We start from the raw sequence: 21891 nt of genomic DNA, 5'->3' as shown, positions 1-21891 counted from the left end.
TAATGGACTAATTAGTCTTGTCAATCTTAATTACACTTAATCCTATGGTTCGGAAAAAGTATCGACATTTCCATCGGGTTCGAGTAGAACCCGAATCTTTTGGTCGCTAGTTCCGGCGGCTGCTGGCGAAATCAGCTTTTGTCCAGGTTTAATAAATTTAGTTTGCTGGAGATAGTTAGTGGCAGCTTCACCTTGAGGGCTGACACTCCGCACGGTACCGCTTTTACCGTTAACTTGGACTACATATTGCAAAGAATTGGGTTGAGTGGGATTCGCTTTCCATTTACCTTGGAAGTAGCGTTTGGTTTCCTGAAGTGAGGGGCTATCGGCAGGATCGGCACCAAAACCCGCACCATTATTAGATTGTAAGGGTTGGTTGGGAATGACTGGGGGATTTTGAGGCTGGGCTGCCTCTGGCGTAATTTCTTCGGGGTTAATTAGATTGGGATTTCTTGGGACTGGAGTGAATGGCTCAAAGGCTGGCTGTGGGGTGGCTTGAATGCCAGTTGGTCTGACGACTGGTTTGGGCTTGGGTTTGCTCGCTACTGCGGTTGGTTTGGCCTTTGGCTTGGTAACTCTTACCCGACTCGATCCATCAATCCCGATCGGATTCAACGGCATTTTTTGAATACTGGGTGCATTCATGGGAATTGCGGGTAGATCTGCTGGTGGTGTTAAGATCGGCTGTCTGGAGATCGAGATCGTGCCAGGATTGATGGGGGAGCTGCTCGGAATCAGATTTGATTCATCGATCGTTGACTTGCCTTTGGGATTCGCTTTTGCTGCTCCTGTGCGGCGCAGCTTCTCTTGTTGCGAAACACCAACGCCAGTCGAGAGTTGTCCGCGTGGCGCGGTGGTAGAGGGGAGCGGGTATTTGCTAGTGGGCGCGGCAGTAATAGATTTAGGGATCGTCGTAGAGGTGGCTCGATCTGTGGGTAATCCAGTCATACTGTCGATCCCCTGAAGCACTGATGGCGAGGCACTGGAGTTGAGGGGGTTGGGTGCGACTCCAGATTGAGCACCATTGCGGGGCAAAATGCTAGATACTAACCCTGGTTTGGCATTTCCACCTGTCGAAATGTTTGTGGTGGGAAGATTTCCGCTGGGAGTACCAACAATCGCTGCGGGTAATGGGGCAATCCCAATTTTGCTCCCAAGCTGAGGTGTTTGAACCCCCGTGTCTGAGGTTTGGGGGGTAACTGGCGGTTTAACTGGTTGCGCTTGCCAAGGTGCAGGGAGAGTGGGGCTGGGAACGCTAGCAATCGGCGAAGTAGGCCAAGTAGCAGGAGTATTACTGGCTCGATCGGGTTTAGATGCCTGCTCTTTTGGCAGTAGTGCTGTTACAGATTTTTTGGCTCCATCGGGTATTTTCACCTTGCTGGCGATATCTTTGACAGGATTGGGGTTGGGATCGAGTAATAACAATGGCACGCCCACCGTAACCGCTGCTGCTACCGCCCAAGGGATGGCAGAGATAAATGATGACGATCGGGAACTACGAGTTTGATAATAAACTTGGCTGTTGGTTGATGTTGCAGGTATTCTGGGTAAATTGGGCAACTGTGAGAGGGGGGTGGCGGTGACTTCTACCGGAGCGGTGCGATTGCTATTAGCTGGGATGCTCGATTTGTTGAGAGTAACGTGTTGTTGAACTTTCGCGGGGGCAGCTACAGTCCCTGATACATATTCATCTAATACCGTGGCGAGGTCGAACAGTTGGATTGCAGACAGGGTCAGCACTTCACCAGAGGCGATCGTTGCTAAATTGCCTAAATGGAGGTGGTGATCGAGGGATCTCTCGCTACCAGTCAGATATGGTGTTGTGGGCGAGCGATCGCTTACTGCTGCGGGCGTTGCCAGTAGGTTGGGCACAGTTGTGCTAACCGTTAAATTCTGCTGCCCAACTTCTCGATCGGTGTCTTTATGCTTATTCCAGCGACCCAGGAAAAACGCCGAGATACTGGGCTTTGCACCAGGATTGGGTTGCGGCGTTGTGTTGCTGCCTGGGATCGATTGCGGCACACTATTTCGCAATCCGGGTAAATTTTTCATTAGTCCCGATCGAGTTGATGGAATCTCGCGATTAGGATAGAGCTGGTTGCTGATCGACGCATCATCCAGTTCTGCTGCCTGGGGTTGTGCTGGTTCTGATAATGTAGAGTTATTTGGTGCGGTTGGCAGGGGGAATTTGGCGACTAGTTCGGCAATATATTTGCTAACTGCCTGTTGCAGACAATCTAATTGAGGGGGTTCTCCCTGCAAGGTAATGCAATCCACTAGTTCGCTGCGATCTGGATCGTCTAGATGCAGGATAAAATCGACGGGATTAGTTTGATGCCGTGGATTAAGGCGCGATTGTTGTTTGTCTTTGCTGGCAACAATTAAAGTGCAAGTCGGTGCTGTATATGTGCGTGTTGTTAAGTTATTAGATTCCATCTGTTTTTCGAGAATATATTAATTTAATAAAGTATTTGGGGTTTATTTTTCGATCTCTAGCTGCAGAATGTGCGTTCGGACGGGGATTTTAGTCTATGCTCTGACAACCCCTGGCTCCGATCTCTATTTCTTCTGATGCAAGAGGCTCCAAACAAGTGGCTTGGCGTTTGGCGAAACACTTACCCCTAATTTAAATCGAATTGGGGGTAACGACTTGAGACCGTTGTAGGATAGCTCCCCACAATCTTTGATGTCCGTTGGGACTACCATAGAACAATAGTTCGACCAGTAAGGTCAGGGCAGCTTCTGAGAGTGCTTCAAAGGATTGACTAGTTTCCCTACCAAGGCGAGTTTGATATATTGTAATAAAATTGCCGATATAATCTGCCAATGATGGCGATTGTAGTGGTAGTCGGTCTGATTGGACGATTTGTTGCCAATCATTGATAGTTTGACGTACTAGGGTCTGACGCGATTGAGCCACATGACTGGCAATCAATACTATCGATCGAATCTGTTCGACATCGAGTTGTGTAATTGATGTAGCTCGATCCAGCGGCCATTCCTCGAGCCAATCAACGACAATTGTCTCTAATTGCAAATCTTGAGCGATTTGCTTCATTGCCATCCGATCGATGCGAGTGAGTGCTGCTAGTGCAATCATCACCAAATCTAGCTTTGTACTAATCTGATTCAGTTGGGATAAGTCGGGCTTTGATTTGAGTGATAAATCATCCAACTTGGGGGTTGATGCAGGCATCATTTGGATAGAAAACATAGGATTAAATAAGTCGAGAACATCAGTCGCAGCAGTAAACAAGGTCAGCAACTGGGAGTTTCCAGTTGCTAATACTGAAGCATTTGAAACTGTCAATGTTTCGAGATTGTGGCCATTGAGACAACGGCAAGTTTAGTCTACTGACTACGTAGTATTAAGGTTAGTTAAATTTTGTGTGTGATATGAATCATTGTACCATAAGCGAAAACCTTGTGAATAATGCCATTAGTTAGCAATAATTGACACTCTTTCGGGCGGGTATACTGAGATAATTAGTCGATCGGGATTTGGGATTCGGAAATGCTAATTTTTCGCGGAAGTACCGAATCGGATCAGGATGCTTTGCATCCTGATCCAGTAACGCCGAAAATCATCCCTTCGTTCCGTCATGTGAAGAATTAAGAATTTGAACGAGTTGTGATTTTGGTAGCTGTGCGGAGGATTTGACAGGCTAAAATGGCTGCGCCGAAACCGTTGTCGATATTGACGACTCCGACTCCAGCGGCACAGGAATTGAGCATCGTCAATAATGGAGCAATGCCACCAAAACTAGCTCCATAACCGATACTCGTGGGCACGGCAATGACCGGACAATCGGCTAAACCAGCGACGACACTTGCTAAAGCTCCTTCCATGCCTGCAACAACAATTAAGACATCCGCATTGTCGATAACATGGTGATTGCTCAATAGCCGATGAATGCCAGCTACGCCGACATCCCATAACTTCTCGACTTCAAAACCACAGAGAGTAGCTGTACAAGCCGCCTCCTCTGCCACGGGTAAATCGGCCGTACCTGCGGTGAGAATGGTAATTCTGCCCAAATGTATCGGCGTGGGTTGCAGTGGTGTGAGAGCGCAAATTTGCGCCATTTGGTAATAGACAAGATCGGGGATCTGTTGGTGGAGTTCAGCATAGACGGCGGGGGTAATCCTTGTCGCCATCACTACCGACTGTTGTTGGCGCATGACTTGGATGATGCTCGCGATTTGGGCGGGTGTTTTACCCAAGCCCCAAATCACTTCAGGAAAACCAGTGCGCTGTTGACGAGATCGATCGATCTTGGCAAATTCGTCGATCGATTCGTATCCTTGTGATTGTAATTTGAGCAATGCTCGATCGGGTGTAATTTCTCCAGCAGCAACGGCTGTAAGTATAGCTTGAAGCGATTCTGACATAATCTAAAATATGGTATTAAGCCTAACGCACCCTACAAATGTACAAATTTGCGGCAGCTTCAGACAATGAACTGATTGTATTTGGATCTACTCGACCTGGATATAGTCACGATCGAGTCTGTGAATGGATCGAATTTATGCGCGGTCGAGATATTCAGCATGTCTGCTGTTTATTGAGTGAAAAGCAGCTAAATCGCTATGCTGATTTGCTTGGTAATTATCAACAAGCTTTTGGAATCGAACGTGTTTGTTGGGCACCAATTGAAGATTTTAGTTTAGCTACTCCTGAAATGCTTGTCGATCGGATTTTACCTTTTTTGGCAATTGCAGATCGACAAAATCAGAAAGTAGTCGTTCATTGCTCTGGTGGAATTGGGCGCACAGGACATATCTTAGCCGCATGGCTCGTAGCTGGGCGCGGATTCTCTAGTAAAGCGGCGATTGCGGCTGTCCAGAAAACTGGACGCAATCCTTATGAAGCTATAATTGCCGCCCCATTCAAAAGTCGCAATCCGTGGCAAGTCGCGGCGGAACTCCAGACGCTGCTATCATCGAGCCTTGAGGCATAATATAAGTAAGACTTTTGGAGCATGTCGCAAATGGTTCAGACCCCAATTAGACAAATCACCCTAGAAGAGTTCTTGGCTCTGCCAGATACGAAGCCTGCTAGTGAATATATCGACGGTGAAATTATTCAGAAACCTATGCCTCAGACTCAACATAGTGTCATTCAGGGTCGTGTGTTGTTTGAGTTTAATCATGCTTGGAGTGAAAAAGATATTTATAAAGCCTTTACCGAACTCCGGTGGAGGTTTTGTGGACGAGCAGTTGTTCCTGATGTAGTTGTTTTTGAAGAGGCTAATATTTCCTACGATGATAATGGGGAAATTGTCAATGCTGTTAGTATTCCGCCTGACTGGACAATAGAAATACTTTCACCCGAACAAAGCACTACTAGAGTCCTGAAGAATATTAATCATTGTCTGGCTCATGGCACTCAAATGGTCTGGTTGATAGATCCTAACGATCGATCCATCTTCGTATGTATGCCCGATCGAACCTTTCAAATTATCGATGAACCTAGCACTATTCTGCCAGTACCAGAATTTGCCGCTGCAATTCAAATCACTGTAGAACAGATATTTAGCTGGATTAAAAAAAAGAACTAAATTTTTAGATATCGGTTATCAACCCAACCGCCACCAGTCACCAACAAGTTACCATAGATCCATATAAAGTGATGCTAGTGGAATAACGACATGGTTCAGTCCCAATATTACGGCGGCGATAGCTACTACCGGACACCGCCACCAGATTTACCCTCATTGCTAGTGAAAGAGCGGATTGTCTACATGGGCGGCCCTTTGGTATCATCGGATGACTACAAACGGCAAATGGGCTACGATCCTACCAAATTGCTGATCGCCCAGTTGTTATACTTGCAGTTTGACAATCCCGAAAAACCGATTTACTTCTATATCAACTCCACGGGGACATCTTGGTACACAGGCGATTCGATCGGGTTTGAAACTGAAGCCTTTGCGATTTGCGATACCCTCGGCTACATTAAGCCTCCCGTCCATACCATCTGTATCGGACAGGCAATGGGCACAGCCGCAATGATTTTAGCCGCAGGGACGAAAGGTTGTCGGGCGAGTCTCCCCCATGCCACGATCGTCCTCAACCAGCCTCGCAGTGGCGCACAGGGGCAAGCCAGCGACATCCAGATTCGGGCGAAGGAAGTCCTAGATAATAAAGCAGCGATCTTGGATATCTTCTCTCACAGTACTGGACAGTCGGCGGAGAAAATCGCCAAAGATACCGATCGAATGCTCTACATGACTCCCCCAGAAGCCAAAGAATATGGCATCATCGATATCGTTCTTAATAGTGCGAAAGACTTGCCTACAGCTATTCCTGCCTTAGTTTAAAGGTACGAAATCAGCGGATAGGTGAATATGAAAAAGTAAGTAGTAAACCTGAAACCTAGATGGTGGGCAATGCCCACCCTACGGCTACTACTCTTTCTATTTATCTCCCCGCTCCCCGCTCCCCCCTCCCCCCTTCTTATGTCTATCGATCGGATTTTAAAAGTACCCTATAACCTTCCTGGGAGTTCTTATTGGCAGTGGATTAATGTCTACACGCGGATGAGCCAGGATCGAATTATCTTCCTCGATGCGCCGATTACCGATGGACTGGCAAATAGTATGGTGTCATCCTTGCTGTACCTAGAGTCAGTCGATAATACCAAACCGATTTATCTATATATCAACTCCCTCGGCGATCCTGTCGCCGCAGGAATGGCAAAATCGGATGTGGGGATGATGTCTGTGATGGCTGGATTGGCAATCTACGACACCATCAAACACATTAAGTCTGAGGTATACACCATCTGTCTGGGGCAAGCAATGGGAATTGCCACTCTGCTGCTGTCGGCGGGTAGTCCAGGTAAACGAGCGAGTTTACCCCATGCCAACATCGGGTTAATGCCCGCTCGTGCGGGTGTCAGAGGACAAGCCTCTGACATTATCATCAATGCCGCTCAAGTTCTGGCAAAAAAAACCGACATCATCGATGTATTCTCCAAAACGACAGGGCAATCTGTCGAAAAAATCGAGCAAGACAGCGAGCGAATGTTCTATATGACGGCTCATGAAGCCAAAGAATATGGACTGATCGATCGAGTGCTAGAAAGCCCGAAAGAACTTTAATAGGGGATAGGGGATAGGGAATAGGGAATAGGGAAAAGACTTTCCAACATCTAACCACTATCCTACCCCCTATCCTCTACCCTCTATCCCCTATCCCCTATCCCCTATCCCCTAAATCATATGTCAATCGGCGTTCCTAGCGTTCCCTATCGTCTCCCTGGTAGTTCTAACGAACAGTGGATTAATATCTACGATCGATTATTCCGCGAGCGGATTATCTTCATGTTTGAGGAAGTCGATGCTGGTATGGCTAATGCGATCGTTGCATACATGCTGTATTTAGACTCCGAAGATTCCAGCAAACCGATATATCTGTATATCAACTCCCCTGGTGGTGAAATCACGGCGGGAATGGCCATTTATGACACGATGCAACACATCAAGTCAGAAGTAGTCACCATCTGCGTTGGTTTAGCGGCTTCGATGGGTGCCTTTCTCCTGGCTGCTGGCAGCCCTGGGAAGCGGCTGGCACTGCCCCATGCGCGGATTATGATCCATCAACCTTTAGGGGGCACTGGACGGATGCAGGCATCGGATATTCAAATCGAAGCCAAGCATATTCTCGAAACTCGGACTTTGCTCAATCAATTGATGGCAGAGCGTTCTGGGCAAACGCTAGAACAGATCGAAAAAGATACCGATCGAGATAACTTTATGTCAGCAGCGGAAGCAGCAGCATATGGACTGATCGATAAAGTTGTCGAAACTGAAAATGTTCGATAATTTCAGTCTCATAGTATTCTCTAGCTAGAATCGCTAAAAATATCATGCTTATCCCTATCTTCGTTACTAGACTCTCCGCCTGGAGAAACGAAGATAGGGATTTAGCATAACTATATCGACTGCGCCCCTGTTAAGATGACATGAGTCCGATGAATTTGTCCGATTGATATCGATCGATCGGGAAAAGGAAAAAAGCCTAAGATTACGTCCCTTTACCCTTCCCCCTAAAATGACTTGGACGCGACGACATATCTTATCCTTGGCAGATTTTACCCCAGTGGAGTATGATACCGTCCTGCAGACGGCAGCTAGCTTCAAGGAAGTCTTATCTCGCCCAGTGAAAAAGGTACCTACCTTACAAGGACGAGTAGTTGCTAATCTTTTCTTTGAATCCTCCACTCGGACTCGCAGTAGTTTTGAATTAGCCGCCAAACGTCTCTCTGCTGACACGCTCAATTTTGCAGCGGCGACTTCTTCGCTCACCAAGGGTGAAACCATTCTCGATACAGCCAAAACCTATTTAGCAATGGGTGCGGATTTGATGGTAATCCGTCACAAGCAAGCTGGAGTTCCGCAAGCAATCGCCGCCGCAATGGATGACATGGGGATGAAAGTAGGGATTTTAAATGCTGGTGACGGACAACACGAACATCCTTCCCAGGCATTATTAGATTTACTCACTATCTGTGCGACGATCGACCCGCTAAATCCTCGGTTATCATTACTTAAAGATAAAAAAATCGCGATCGTTGGGGATATTTTACATTCCCGCGTGGCTCGATCGAATATCTGGAGTCTCACCGCTAGCGGTGCCCAAGTCCATCTCGCCGCACCACCGACATTACTCCCTGCTGAATTTGCTGACTATTGTCAGGAGCCGCGAGATGGCATCGACAAGTCGAATTTATTCGTTCATTGGCAAGTCGAACCTGCTTTAAAAGATGCTGATTTTGTGATGACATTACGGCTCCAACAAGAACGGATGACCGAACATTTGTTACCGAGTTTGCGCGAATATCATCAACATTATGGGATTACGCGCGAACGGTTAAAATTATGTCATCCAGATGTTAAAATTCTTCATCCTGGACCGACTAATCGCGGGGTAGAAATTACTTCAGATTTGATGGACGATCCCGCTTTGAGTTTGATTTCCGAACAGGTGACAAATGGGGTAGCAATTCGGATGGCGTTACTTTATTTGATGGGCAATACCAAAAGCTCGCAACTTACACCAGTATGATAGATCTTAGTAATTGCTTCGAGTGCCAATGGCAGAATCTCCTCTCGTAGATCGATCTATTCGCATTTTAGCGATCGAATCAGATCCCGTCATCCTTTCGGGGCTAGTTACTTGTCTGAATCGGTTTCCAGATTTACAAGTATCGGCTGAAGCGGAAACTCTATCCAGTGCTTGGCAAATCCTCACAGCTCCAGTGGCAAAAAAGATCGAGGTCGATTTAATTTTGTTAGGACTACCACTAAACGATCGTCATGAAGACGGATCGAATCTGGAATTTTGTCAACAAGTTAAAGCTGAATATCCCCATCTACCGATTCTGTTACTCGCTGTTCCTCAAAATCGAGATTTAACAACTGCATTTCAATTAGGAATTGAGGGTTGTTGCGTTCGCGGTAATTCCATTTTAGATTTAGTTACAGGGATTAAGCAAGTCGCTGCAGGGCAAACTAGTTGGGCACTAGCAATTTTACAACAGGTAACAATCGACGCAAAAACTCGATCGAGTAGTTCATGGCAAGATCGATGGCGATTTGCTAGTCTCCAGCAAATTGAAAGTACATTAACACAACTAAATACTAATCTCGATCGAGATCGACTTTCAAAATTAGATCGATTAATTTTAACAGGACGAAAACGCGAATTAAACACCGCTCGGTGGCTAGTCGATCGGCTATTTTCGCCGACAATTCCAGTTGTCTCGACTGACAGGGTAGCGGATCGCTCGATCTCCTCAACTTTACCAGCAACATCATCAGCTCTAACTGAATCTAGCAGTTTTAATAGCTTAACAGATATGCTGTTTGAACGCATTGCCTCAAAATTACAGTCTAGACTAGAAAATCTCACTACCACCACCCTAGAAATTGATATCCTGCGCCAGGAAAAGAAGCGAGAATTGTTTTATTTAATCTTGCAGCAGTTTGAAGGATTGGTAGATGAATTACGATTTTCTCAAGTCACCATCGGACAATTATCAGCAAAACAAGCTACTATATTACCAGACTTATGGAGATCGGTAACGATCGATTTTTTCGGAAGATATCAAACCTTGTCGATCGAGCATGACCAGATTGAAATTGTCCCAACATTACTTCAAGATGCTGCGATCGTTCGGATCGAAATTCTCGCTAAAATTCCTCAACCGATCGAGTTATTAAGTTACTTACTATTTAAAGCACCAATAACGATCGATAATATGCTCTGTGCATTTGACAGTAACGCCGCCGAAGAGCGCGCTTGCACCCTGCTCGAAAATCTCACGATTCAAATGGCTAATGCGGTGATGCAACCTTTGCTCAACAATTTTGGCAATATGGAATCAATAAAAGCGGGTTTTTACGATCGGCGACTACTTTCCAGTCGAGAGATAGAACGATTTCGGAACAACCTCTCTTGGAGATATCGGATCGATCGATATATTAGCGAACCTCAAGCCATTTTTGAGAGTCAATATCACTTGTTTATTTTTGCAAGTTATGGAATCGATCGAATGACGATCTATGCTCATCGTCCCCTGGAATTAGCTCAACTAAATGGGATTCCCTTAATAGTAACCTTAGCACTTGAGACCAGAGATGCTCTTTCACCACGATTAAAGTCAGCAACTACATTTCTGGGTAGTAGCCTTGTTTATTTACTGACGGAAATTATCGGACGAGGCATTGGTTTAATCGGTCGGGGGATAATCAAAGGAGTCGGGAATATTTGGCAAGAAAATAATCGCATTCGGAAGGAATAATTATGCAAAATACCCGTCTCAACACACTGATAGATCGTTTAAATCGACAATTTATTCAATGGGTTGAAAATCCTTGGCGACGACTATCAATTATTATTATTAGTTTGTTGGTTGGCAATTTTATGGCTTCCGCGATCTCGACATCGACTGGACAAAAAGCCGATTTAGATATTTTTATCAGTATCATTTTGTTAGGGATGACCGAATCGATCGGTTGGCTCACCTATGGAAGTGGATTAGGTCGGCGTAAATTGGACGATCAAAACTCGATTTTTGGTCAACGTCCGATTTGGATTGCGATCTTAAATAGTCTGAAATTAGGACTAATTTATGGTTTATTTGTTGAAGCATTTAAGCTGGGAAGCTAGGTAAGTTGAAAGTTGCGATGCGCGCACGTCTTTGTTCCCCGACGGTTCAGCGCATCAAGACAGAAAGTTGAAAGCGAAAAGTGCAGTCCTGGGGTTAAGCCTACTTGTCCTTTCTCCTTTGGCAATCCGCAGTGATTGGGATTGCTGCCCTAATGGCAAAGATTGGGATGGAGAGTGCTGTTGAGTCAATAAGTCGATCCTAATTAGAGCGGCTTTGCGAACAAAGAGTGATACTCTGGCGATAATTTGGGCACAATGAGATCGGAGCATTAAACTTAGGTTAACAAAAAGATGGTCGGATTTCCGACTATAAATCTCGATAGTGTCAACGATACTCTTTATATAGACGCTGTGCTAAAGCAGCAGGCTTATGCCAACGAATCTTGAAAAAGTGCACGATCGACCCAAATCAGATTTATACTCAAAAAGCAGATTCACTGAATTAGCCTCTCCGATAGGTCTATATTTAACGATCGACCATTGGCTTGCACACACTCGTTTGCGTAGCGTCTCCTCTGGAGCATCTACCATCGAAATCGCCTAGCAGTCTGTTAACAGAGAATAAATGAACGATGAGCGAAACCCCACAACAGCAAAGTAGCCCAAATGATGAGACACTCTCATCACAACTACCATTAGACAATCTCGAATCTCCACCCAAACCAGAGGAAACGGTGACATCACCCCCAACTGATTCAGCACCCAGTGCTACTCCAGACTTGGTAGTTGAAGCAGTTGCAACAAATGCGGGATTGGAAGCTAATACCCCAGGAGAGGTGCCATCACTCGATGTGGAATCCGAACCTGCTGCGACTTCTGAATCGGAAATTCAATCACTGACGATTAAGTTGGCTGAGATCTCCAATCAACGGGATGCCTTTCAAAGCCAGTATCTCAGAATTGCTGCCGATTTTGATAATTTCCGCAAGCGAAACAGTAAAGAAAAAGAGGATATCGAACTGCGGACTAAATGCGCCACCATCATGGAACTCTTGAGTGTTGTTGATAACTTTGAGCGCGCTAGAACCCAAATCAAACCTCAAAATGATGGAGAAATGGGCATTCATAAAAGCTATCAAGGCGTGTACAAACAATTAGTTGAAAGTCTCAAGCGGATTGGCGTGTCTCCCATGCGTCCCGAAGGACAACAATTCGATCCCAATCTTCATGAAGCAATCATGCGTCAACCGACAGAAGAACATCCAGAAGGCACGGTCATGGAAGAACTGCAACGTGGCTACTTCCTCGGCGAGCGGATTTTACGTCACTCCTTGGTCAAGGTAGCTGCTCCACCAGAGCAGTTATCCGCCGAAGACGCGATCGTCGATAATTGAACGCAGCTTGCGTAAGATCGTCACTACTTTCTAGCTAAATTCTAGACATCCCTTTTTGCATACCTCTTTAAATATTGCCTCAATTTTATGGCAAAAGTCATCGGCATCGACCTCGGTACTACTAATAGCTGCGTCTCCGTCCTCGAAGGCGGTATCCCTGTGGTCATTTCCAATGCTGAAGGTGGTCGTACCACCCCCAGTATCGTTGGATTTGCTAAGGGTGGCGAACAATTAGTCGGACAACTGGCAAAACGACAAGGCGTAACTAATGCGGAGAATACCGTGTATAGTATCAAACGCTTTATCGGTCGTCGGTGGGAGGATACAGAAACAGAACGCAATCGCGTCCCTTACAATTGTATGAAAGGGCGCGACAATACTGTTGACGTTCAAATTCGCGGACGGACATACACCCCGCAAGAGGTGTCTGCGATGATCCTCCAAAAGCTGAAGAAAGATGCCCAAAACTTTTTGGGGCAACCCATTGAGCAAGTAGTAATCACGGTTCCGGCCTATTTTACCGATGCTCAACGCCAAGCAACTAAGGATGCGGGGACAATTGCGGGGCTAGAAGTATTGCGGATCATCAACGAACCTACTGCTGCGGCTCTTGCCTATGGATTGGACAAAGCAGACACCGAACAAAAAATTCTGGTGGTTGACTTGGGTGGGGGGACATTTGATGTCTCTGTGCTGCAACTGGGTAACGGGATCTATGAGGTGAAATCAACCTCTGGTAACAACCATTTGGGTGGTGACGATTTTGATAATGAAATCGTCCGCTGGATGATCAAACATTTTCGCACTACCGAAAATATCGATCTGTTGAAGGACAAGATGGCTCTACAACGGTTGCGAGAAGCTGCCGAAAAAGCCAAGGTCGAACTTTCAACCATGATGAATACTTCGATTAACCTGCCCTTTATCGCTGCTGATGCTCAAGGCCCCAAACATTTGGAGATAGAGCTGACGCGGACTAAATTTGAGGAAATGGTGGCACCCTTAATTGCTTCTACACTCGAACCATTGCAACGCGCCCTCAAAGATTCAGATCTGCAAACTAAAGATATCGATCGCATCTTATTAGTCGGCGGTTCCACCCGAATTCCCGCAGTTCAACGCGCCATTCAAAACTTTTTTGGCGGTAAAGAACTCGATCGATCTGTCAATCCCGATGAAGCTGTCGCAATGGGTGCAGCCGTTCAAGCTGGAGTCGTGGGTGGGGATGTCAAAGATGTCCTATTGCTTGATGTCACACCTCTTTCCCTTGGCATTGAAACCCTTGGTGAAGTCTTTACCAAGATTATCGAACGGAACACGACCATTCCCACCAGCAAAGGTCAAGAATTTTCCACCGCCACCGATGGACAAACATCTGTCGAAATCCACGTCCTTCAGGGCGAACGGGCGATGGCAAAAGACAACAAGAGTCTAGGTAGATTTTTACTCACAGGCATCCCTCCTGCGCCCCGTGGTGTGCCCAAAATCGAAGTCTCCTTCGATATTGACGTAAATGGAATTCTCAAGGTCTCAGCCCACGATCGCGGCACCGGACGCGAGCAAACTGTGGCGATCACCAATACCGGAGGACTCAATAAAGTTGACATCGAGCGGATGCGCAAAGAAGCCGAAACCTACGCTCAAGATGACTGGCGCAGACTTCAATTGGTGGAACTCAAAAATCAAGCCGATGCCTTGTTCCACACCTATGACATCGCCCTCAAAGACAACGGTCATCTCATCAATGACAATCTCCGCGAGCAAGCTGAAACCACTGCCAAAGAACTCCAAATGTTGTTGCTAGAACCCTCAGCTAACCTGGAGAACGTTCAACAATCGATCGATAAGCTCCAACAGCAGATCTTTGCAATGGGTGCGGCTGTTTACCAACAAGGCACTATCCCCTCCAACAATTCCAATTCAACTAGTCCGCCCAAATCTAATAATGGTGCGACTAGACACGCTCCGCTCAGTCGGGCTGCCGCGCCACCCCCACCGCCACCACCACCACCAAAGAAGGTATCTAGCACTCTCACATTAGATTATGATGACGAAACAGCTACTACTGATTATGAGGCAGTGGAATAGGCTTTAGGTCTCAGGCTTTAGGCTTTAGGAATGATTAGTAAATAGAAAATGGGGAATTACGGTTAATACTCCATCGACAAGACCTGATTCCTTTACAATAAGTAAACTATTTACTCCCATCACACCCCCGAATCCTGCTTCCAAACACTCCTTGTAAGATAGAACTTCTCTATGGCACGCGACTATTACGAAATCCTTGGCACATCCAGAGATGCCGACCAGGAAGAAATTAAACGCGCCTATCGCCGACTGGCGCGAAAATATCATCCAGATGTCAACAAAGAGCCTGGAGCAGAAGACACATTCAAAGAAATCAATCGTGCCAACGAAGTCCTCTCCGAACCCGAACTCCGCGCTCGTTACGACAGGTTTGGAGAAGCAGGAGTATCATCAGGCGGTGGCTCTGCACCTGGATATGGTGACATGGGGGATATGGGGGGCTTTGCCGATATTTTCGATGCCTTCTTTAATAACTTTGGTGGTAGCGCAGGTGGACAGCAACAACAAACCCGTCGTCGCAACGGCCCAGCCAGAGGCGAGGATCTGCGCCTCGATCTCAAACTAGATTTTCATGAAGCAATCTTTGGTGGCGAAAAAGAAATTCGCATCCCGCACTTAGAGTCTTGCGTTCCCTGTAAAGGTACAGGGGCGAAACCAGGCTCTCAACCCCAAACTTGTGGTACCTGTGGCGGTGCCGGACAGGTGCGCCGGAATACTCGTACTCCCTTTGGTAACTTTACCCAAGTATCTGTCTGTCCCACCTGTAATGGTGAAGGACAGGTAATTGAAGATAAATGTGAAGCTTGTAATGGAGCTGGACGCAAGCAGGAAACCAAGAAACTCAAAATCCAGATTCCCAAAGGGGTCGATAATGGCACCAAACTGCGAATTGGCAAAGAAGGTGATGCTGGTCTCCGTAGTGGTCCACCAGGTGATCTATATGTATATTTGCACGTAGAGGAAGATGCCGAATTCCGCCGTGAGGGGATTAATATTCTCTCTCAAGTGAAGATTAGTTATCTCCAGGCAATTTTGGGCAGCCATATCCAAATTAATACTGTCGATGGCCCAACTGAGTTGAATATTCCCGCAGGTATTCAGCCGAATACAGTGCTCAAATTAGAACAAAAAGGTGTACCCCGCCTGGGTAACGAGATCAGTCGTGGCGATCATTTGCTTACACTCCAAATTGACATTCCGGCTAAAGTCAGCTCCGAAGAACGCGATCTCCTCGAAAAACTCGCCAAAATTCGTGGCGATAAAGTCGGGAAGGGAGGGATTGGGAGTATTTTTGGGAATGTCTTTAAGTAGGTATTAGCTGTTGGGTGTTAGGTTTTCGCGAATATGAGGAACGCAACCGTTTTAATCGCTAATCCCTAACCGCTAAAACCTAACCGCTAAAACCTAAAACCTAGATCGATGACTCAACTAGACCTCCGTGGAACCCCCTGTCCAATCAATTTTGTGCGGACGAAGATGAAGCTCGAACAGATGGAAGCTGGCGAGTTGTTAGAAGTATGGTTAGATGCTGGCGAACCGATCGAACAAGTCCCCGACAGTCTTAGAATGGCAGGATACACGATCGAACAAATCGCAGATCGTCAAGATTTCTTCATTCTCGCAGTCCGTAAATAATTAGGTTTTAGGTTTTAGGTTTTAGGCTTCAGGGATGAAAGTTCTTCCCGCTCCCCGCTCCACCCTCCCCCCTCGCCCTCCATGAAATTTGTCTGCACACAGCACGATCTCAACATCAACCTAGCCTTAGTTAGTCGCGCTGTTTCCACTCGTCCTACCCATCCAGTACTAGCTAATATCAAGATCGAAGCCACAAGCGCACCTCAAGGTGGTCTAATTCGCCTGACTGGATTCGATCTGAGCCTAGGAATTCAAACTAATTTTATGGCTCAGGTAGAGGAAGAAGGTGTATTGACACTACCTGCTAAATTGCTAAATGATATTGTTGCTAAATTACCTAGCGGGGAAATTACCCTCGACGATGAAGCGGGCGAAAATCTCATAACGATTACATCGGCTTCCGGGCGTTATCAAGTACGGGGGATGAGTGCAGAAGAATTTCCCGAACTACCATCGATCAAACGAGGCGAAACCAATCAACTCTCGGCCGCTGCATTTATTGACGGCTTAAAGGGGTCTCTGATCGCCTGTAGCCAGGACGAAAGCAAGCAAGTACTAACTGGAGTCTATCTCAAGGTCGAGCCAGAGAGACTGGAATTTGCGGCCACTGACGGGCATCGCTTGGGAATCGTCGAAGTATACCCAAATGAGTCGGAAACAACCGAAATTTCTTCAACATCAGCATCAAAGGGATCGTTTGAAGTTACGGTGCCCGCTAAAGCTTTACGGGAACTAGAGAAAATGTTAGGCTCTGGCCAAGAAGGGGACAGATTAGGATTGCAATTGGAGCAAGGCCAGGTAGTATTTGGTTGGGGCGATCGCAAGTTAACAACTCGAACATTAGAAGGGAAATATCCCGATTATCACTTATTGATTCCCAGACAATTTCAACGCCAAATTACACTCGATCGCAAGCAATTACTCGCGGCTCTAGAACGAATTGCCGTCCTTGCAGATCAAACTAATTTAGTTAAATTTAGTATCGATAGTACCAATTCATCGATCGACATTTCCGTCGAAAGTCAAGATCGTGGTAACGGAAAAGAATCTCTGTCCGCACAGATTTCTGGTGAAAGTTTAGATATTGCTTTTAATATTAAATACCTAATGGATGGTCTAAAAACTCTCCCCACCCAAGAAATCACCATCAGTCTCAATGGCCCCCTCGAACCCGTCATCCTCACCCCTCTAGGTGGTATCAAAATGACTTATCTAGTCATGCCAGTCCAACTCAGAAACTAGATAAAGAACTACTATTTACCCAACTTTCAACTGTCTTGAAAAGGTGCTCTACTTGTCTGGTCGGGTCCCCCGACCATCAGCACTTTTCGCTTTCAACATTTCAATTTTTCACTTTCCACATCTGACTTAATCTGAATTTTTGGCCCTGATGTTGCTAGTCGAATAATCATCCCATCTGCCACCGCTACTGTCTTGATGGCTTCACCATCTACGTAAGTTCCATTCGCACTGAGATTAAATATCTCCCAACCACTAATTTCACTCCATCGCAATTCAGCATGATGTCGAGAGACAACAGCACTAAATAAAACCACATGGTTATCTGTCGCCCGCCCAATACGGATAATATTTTCAGAAAGGAATGTCCAATTTTGCACTGGAACTGAATTGATCAGACTTAAGACGATCGCGGACATATTCGATACTGGCTGGTGAGAATTGAATCAATCAAATTGAGCAGACTTAACTTAATCCTCGTGGATAATACTCGATTGTGGTAATGAGAATTGAATTAATCAAATCGAACGGGCTTCATTCGATCGCCGATAATACTCGTTAGTGGAGACTCTCAAAGCATCGTGGTTGGCAAAGATGGCATGACAGATTATCAGTATGATATCATCAGCGGATTAAAGTGCCGATTGGGGAATACTGTCTTTAAAGAGTGAGGGAAAAACAATAGGGCATTTTTGTACGAAATGAGTTGGAGATCGACTAGTCCCGTTTTTTTAGACGGGACTGAGCTTACACGGCAGAAAATAGAAAAGTCACTAGATCGCCTTTGCCTAGGCCGATGCGATCGCCAGGACGGAGTAAATGACGATTGCCCTTTGCTAGAACATTATGGTTGATGTATGTACCATTAGCACTGCCAACATCCTCAATATAGTAGTTTTCCCCTTCTACCCGAATATTTGCATGGATTCGGGATACGACTTCCGCACAGGGTAATGCCGATACATCAATATCGGGAGCTACTTGGTCATTAGGTTTACCGATATTCACTACTTGTAACTGCGGTGGAATTGCGATAGTCGTAGTTGTTTGTAAGTGAAGTAGTTGATAGGGTGATGTTTGTGGTGGTGTATTGACAGGTGCGATGACAGTTTCCACCGTTTCGACTGGTTGCACTGGGACAATATGCTCCACTTGCTCCACTGGTAGGGATAGTGACAATTCCTCGGGTGGATCGGTTGAATCTGAATCTGGAGTTAATGCTATAGGTGTTATGGTGCCTGAGTTTGGAGCCACAACTGCTTGACTTGAAATCGGAATTTCTAGCTCTGGACTCGTCAAAACTGTTGGTGGCAAACCGATAGTAGCCGCTTCTGCTTCAAAATTGACTAGTGGCTCGGCAGGTGGCGGCAGCAAAATTGGCGATGATTTATTGTGTGCGGGTTTCAGGCTATGACCGCACTGTCCGCAAAACGTAGCGTCGAGTTGAATCGAGGCCCCACACGCTGGGCAAGCCTTGGTAGCTGGCAAGGCTGTATAACAAGCTTCGCAGTTAGTTGCTCCTTCAGGGTTTTCGTGCTTACAGTTTGGACAGACTATCATAAAAAGTTAGATTTTAAGTTTAGATACTTAACCCGCCCCAATTTTACCAGAGTTGGGGGTTAGGAGCTAAGTAATAAGTAGTAAGTAATAAGTAATGAGTAGTACGCAAGGCTAGGGCTAGGTTACTAATCCATCTGCGGCGGCGGCATCTAGAAGCCACAATAATTCATCTTGGGGTCGAATCGATCGCGATGGATAGATAGTTTCATCGCCTGTTAGTGCGAAAACTGCGGCTAGTGCAGTCTGTTTGCTAGCACCTGAAACCAGGAAGATGACACTGCGAGCTTGATTGATTAGGGGAAAGGTAACAGTGAGACGCGGTTGCCCATCTTTTTCACCAACAGTTACGAGTCGATCGAGTACTGATAGAGCCGCCGTATGAGGGAATAAAGAGGCTGTGTGCCCATCATCACCCATCCCCAGCAGTACAATATCAAAAACTGGAATCGACCCAGCTTCTAGCCCAAAATTAGCACGAATCTGCCGATCGTATTCATCTGCGGCCAGTTGTGGCGAAGCTAAATTTGTGGGCATGGGATGAACATTTTCAGCCGGAATCGGCACTAAATCGAGCCAGACTCTTTTAGTCATTCCATAATTACTATCGGGATGACTAGCCGGAACATACCGTTCGTCACCCCAAAAGATCTGGATTTGATGCCAAGGTAAGTCAACATGGGCAAGAGCTGCGTACAATGGTTGCGGAGTCGAACCACCTGAGAGGGCGATCGAACAAGTCTGTCTTTGAGCGATTGCCGATCGGATTCGATCCAAGATCGACGCGAACGCAGCCTCCACCAATGCCTGTTTATCCGAATAAACCAGAACTTCCCGTGTCATAAAAATCGATCTCGCAGATAAACTGAATATTTAGATTTTAGCAAGCATTAGGGATTAGGCTTTGGGCTTTAGACTTTAGGAAAATGCCCTCATCGGTCTATCTGCAAACTTTGTGGGCTTAATTGCCCAAATCTATAATTTTTAGATATGGTCTGTTCTGGGATCTGAGTTCCTTAAAGCCTAATCCCTAAAGTCTAAAGCCTAATTTGTGGGAACTTACTCAAAACAAGATAATCTAGATTTCTAGATCCTCCGCTACGAATTTACACATCACTCACAAAGTCAGGGTGAATATCTTAACATCTCCATAAATTTAGACTATGCAACCTACCGTTAGTAGTTTTCTGACCCCCCTCGCGCTCAAAACCGCAGGTGCAGTATTGATTCTATCTTCCCTGATCGATCTAGTTTTCATGCTCTGGTTCCCACCTGAAAACTTGGTATTAGAAGGCAATAGATGGTGGCTTTATGCTACTAGCCAGCTAGTCGATCGAGGGCTACTACCATTAGTTGGGATTGCTTTTGTTGTTGCTGGTGATTGGATCAAAATCGTTTCCACAGAAGATGGGGGAGATCGGGGAAATGCATGGCGAATCGGGACTTTTACCCTAGCGAGTCTCTTAGGGTTGATCTTTGTCCTGATTATTCCATTTCAGTTGATTACCACTAACGATTTTAAATCCCAAGAACTCAAAAAAATCGGGAATGAGGTAACTGAGATCGAAAAAGGGATTAAAAGCAATCTCCAACAAATCAATGCCCAAAGTAAGGATAAAATTAAAGAGCAAATTACAGCCATTGACAAAGAGCTAAAAAGTGGTCAGGCTCAAGGAGAACGGCTTACCAATCTCCAACTTACTAAATCTAAACTAGAATTATTGCTCGCCGATCCGAAAAAATTTGCCCAAGAGTCGGAGCAAAATCTCCAACAGTTGCAAAAACAAAAACAAAAAGTTGAAACTCAAGCTAGTGAGAGAATGCTAAAAACTGGTGTCCGTACCAGTTTAGCCAGTTTACTGCTAGCAATTGCTTATATTGTCATCGGCTGGGCGGGGTTAAAGCGAGTGCTGAGATAGGAGTGTGGGGGTCTGGGGTGTTGGGGTGTTGGGGTGTTTCTTACTCCGTTACTCCCCTACCCCCTTACTCCCCCACTCCCACACCCCCCATCCTCCCCACTCTCCCACCCTTCCCCTTTCGCAAATAGTTAAATCACCCCTCACCAGATTCAGCAAAGCTTGTATAGTATCAGTAGAGAGTCTAATGTTCCCGATCTAAAAGCGGAGATCTGTGTTCCAACATTTCAAGCAGGACTTAAAAAACGATTTAATTGCTGGGTTGTTGGTAGTGATTCCACTTGCTACCACGATCTGGCTGTCGATTAATGTGGCGACATGGGTAGTCAATTTCTTGACTAGTATTCCCAAGCAAATCAATCCCTTTGATGGTTTGCATCCAATCCTGGTATCTGTATTGAACTTATTGGTGGGATTGACAGCACCTTTGTTGACAATCCTGCTAATTGGATTAATGGCTCGAAATATCGCGGGTAAGTGGCTGTTAGATGTTGGCGAACAACTATTGCAGGCAATTCCGCTCGCGGGTGCCGTTTATAAAACGCTCAAACAACTGCTAGAAACTATTCTCAAGGATTCGGGCAACAAATTTCGGCGGGTAGTATTGGTAGAATATCCTCGGAGAGGGATCTGGGCACTTGCCTTTGTGACTGGGACGATCGATAGTGAGATCCAGTCACAGATGCCTGATGGGATGTTAAATCTATTTATCCCGACTACGCCTAACCCTACCACTGGTTGGTATGCAGTAGTCCCAGAGCAGGATGTCCTAGATTTAGCAATGTCGATCGAGGATGCTTTTAAAGTAATTATTTCCGGTGGGATCGTCAATCCTGGTAATGTAGCAATAGCAGCTTTGAGTCACGACTCAGCACCTGTAGTCGATTCCCTCATGGTTAGTGCGTTACCTGCCCCCATTGTCGCACAGGAGGATAATTTATAAT

General features: G+C 45.9%; 21 protein-coding genes. 15 read left to right on the top strand and 6 right to left on the bottom strand.

What is annotated here, in order from left to right; all coding sequences use genetic code 11:
- Positions 1–42 precede the first annotated feature (42 nt).
- The 3 genes from RMO55_RS10265 to larB form a co-directional block, all read right to left on the bottom strand.
- Complete coding sequence (locus tag RMO55_RS10265; protein WP_310426271.1) at positions 43–2436, bottom strand: DUF4335 domain-containing protein; 2394 nt, start codon at positions 2434–2436, stop codon at positions 43–45.
- A 190-nt stretch (positions 2437–2626) separates the two neighbouring features.
- Positions 2627–3310, bottom strand: coding sequence for a DUF3038 domain-containing protein (locus RMO55_RS10260; protein ID WP_310426270.1), 684 nt, complete (start codon positions 3308–3310; stop codon positions 2627–2629).
- Between the two features lie 302 nt (positions 3311–3612).
- Positions 3613–4392: a nickel pincer cofactor biosynthesis protein LarB gene (gene larB / locus RMO55_RS10255; protein WP_310426268.1), complete on the bottom strand. Its 780-nt coding sequence runs from the start codon at positions 4390–4392 to the stop codon at positions 3613–3615.
- Between the two features lie 38 nt (positions 4393–4430).
- Here larB and RMO55_RS10250 point away from each other — a divergent pair, with 38 nt between their 5' ends.
- The 13 genes from RMO55_RS10250 (at position 4431) to dnaN (ending at position 17477) form a co-directional block, all read left to right on the top strand.
- On the top strand, positions 4431–4961 hold the full coding sequence (locus tag RMO55_RS10250) for a dual specificity protein phosphatase family protein (protein WP_310426267.1): 531 nt from the start codon (positions 4431–4433) through the stop codon (positions 4959–4961).
- Positions 4962–4991: 30 nt separating this feature from the next.
- Positions 4992–5561 (top strand): Uma2 family endonuclease, encoded by a 570-nt coding sequence (locus RMO55_RS10245; protein WP_310426265.1) that lies wholly within the window; start codon positions 4992–4994, stop codon positions 5559–5561.
- Positions 5562–5651: 90 nt separating this feature from the next.
- Positions 5652–6323, top strand: coding sequence for an ATP-dependent Clp protease proteolytic subunit (locus RMO55_RS10240; protein WP_310426264.1), 672 nt, complete (start codon positions 5652–5654; stop codon positions 6321–6323).
- Between the two features lie 138 nt (positions 6324–6461).
- Complete coding sequence (locus RMO55_RS10235) at positions 6462–7106, top strand: ATP-dependent Clp protease proteolytic subunit (protein WP_310426263.1); 645 nt, start codon at positions 6462–6464, stop codon at positions 7104–7106.
- Positions 7107–7226: 120 nt separating this feature from the next.
- On the top strand, positions 7227–7829 hold the full coding sequence (locus RMO55_RS10230; protein WP_310426262.1) for an ATP-dependent Clp protease proteolytic subunit: 603 nt from the start codon (positions 7227–7229) through the stop codon (positions 7827–7829).
- Positions 7830–8058: 229 nt separating this feature from the next.
- On the top strand, positions 8059–9072 hold the full coding sequence (locus RMO55_RS10225; protein WP_310426261.1) for an aspartate carbamoyltransferase catalytic subunit: 1014 nt from the start codon (positions 8059–8061) through the stop codon (positions 9070–9072).
- 28 nt (positions 9073–9100) lie between these two features.
- Positions 9101–10810, top strand: a complete 1710-nt coding sequence (locus RMO55_RS10220) for a DUF3685 domain-containing protein (protein ID WP_310426260.1) — start codon at positions 9101–9103, stop codon at positions 10808–10810.
- Positions 10811–10812: 2 nt separating this feature from the next.
- Positions 10813–11178 carry a DUF565 domain-containing protein gene (locus RMO55_RS10215; protein ID WP_310426259.1) on the top strand — a complete coding sequence of 122 codons (366 nt, stop codon included), beginning with the start codon at positions 10813–10815 and terminating at the stop codon, positions 11176–11178.
- A gap of 572 nt (positions 11179–11750) precedes the next feature.
- Positions 11751–12512: a nucleotide exchange factor GrpE gene (gene grpE, locus RMO55_RS10210; RefSeq protein ID WP_310426257.1), complete on the top strand. Its 762-nt coding sequence runs from the start codon at positions 11751–11753 to the stop codon at positions 12510–12512.
- An 87-nt stretch (positions 12513–12599) separates the two neighbouring features.
- Entirely contained in the window at positions 12600–14600 is a 2001-nt protein-coding gene (gene dnaK, locus RMO55_RS10205) for a molecular chaperone DnaK (RefSeq protein ID WP_310426256.1), read from the top strand.
- 171 nt (positions 14601–14771) lie between these two features.
- Positions 14772–15911: a molecular chaperone DnaJ gene (gene dnaJ, locus RMO55_RS10200; protein ID WP_310426254.1), complete on the top strand. Its 1140-nt coding sequence runs from the start codon at positions 14772–14774 to the stop codon at positions 15909–15911.
- Positions 15912–16019: 108 nt separating this feature from the next.
- Entirely contained in the window at positions 16020–16235 is a 216-nt protein-coding gene (locus RMO55_RS10195) for a sulfurtransferase TusA family protein (RefSeq protein WP_310426253.1), read from the top strand.
- Between the two features lie 81 nt (positions 16236–16316).
- Complete coding sequence (gene dnaN, locus RMO55_RS10190) at positions 16317–17477, top strand: DNA polymerase III subunit beta (RefSeq protein ID WP_310426252.1); 1161 nt, start codon at positions 16317–16319, stop codon at positions 17475–17477.
- Positions 17478–17569: 92 nt separating this feature from the next.
- On the opposite strand, the gene RMO55_RS10185 is transcribed toward dnaN, so the two are convergent.
- The 3 genes from RMO55_RS10185 to pgl all read right to left on the bottom strand — a co-directional run bounded on the left by RMO55_RS10185 (position 17570) and on the right by pgl (position 19874).
- Positions 17570–17893, bottom strand: coding sequence for an FHA domain-containing protein (locus RMO55_RS10185; RefSeq protein ID WP_310426251.1), 324 nt, complete (start codon positions 17891–17893; stop codon positions 17570–17572).
- Positions 17894–18221: 328 nt separating this feature from the next.
- Positions 18222–19034, bottom strand: a complete 813-nt coding sequence (locus RMO55_RS10180; RefSeq protein WP_310426250.1) for an FHA domain-containing protein — start codon at positions 19032–19034, stop codon at positions 18222–18224.
- Between the two features lie 117 nt (positions 19035–19151).
- Positions 19152–19874 carry a 6-phosphogluconolactonase gene (pgl, locus tag RMO55_RS10175; protein ID WP_310426248.1) on the bottom strand — a complete coding sequence of 241 codons (723 nt, stop codon included), beginning with the start codon at positions 19872–19874 and terminating at the stop codon, positions 19152–19154.
- Between the two features lie 320 nt (positions 19875–20194).
- Between pgl and RMO55_RS10170 the strand changes: the two genes are divergently transcribed.
- Both RMO55_RS10170 and RMO55_RS10165 read left to right on the top strand, forming a co-directional pair.
- On the top strand, positions 20195–20950 hold the full coding sequence (locus RMO55_RS10170) for an HpsJ family protein (RefSeq protein ID WP_310426246.1): 756 nt from the start codon (positions 20195–20197) through the stop codon (positions 20948–20950).
- Between the two features lie 211 nt (positions 20951–21161).
- A complete protein-coding gene (locus RMO55_RS10165) occupies positions 21162–21890 on the top strand; it encodes a DUF502 domain-containing protein (RefSeq protein ID WP_310426244.1) in 729 nt (242 codons plus the stop codon).
- The last annotated feature ends 1 nt before the right edge of the window (position 21891 follow it).

The organism is Chamaesiphon sp. VAR_48_metabat_135_sub (genome assembly GCF_031418915.1).
Lineage (GTDB): Bacteria > Cyanobacteriota > Cyanobacteriia > Cyanobacteriales > Chamaesiphonaceae > Chamaesiphon.
The sequence above is the reverse complement of the archived record's forward strand: the minus strand, read 5'-3'. Positions and strand labels throughout refer to the sequence as shown.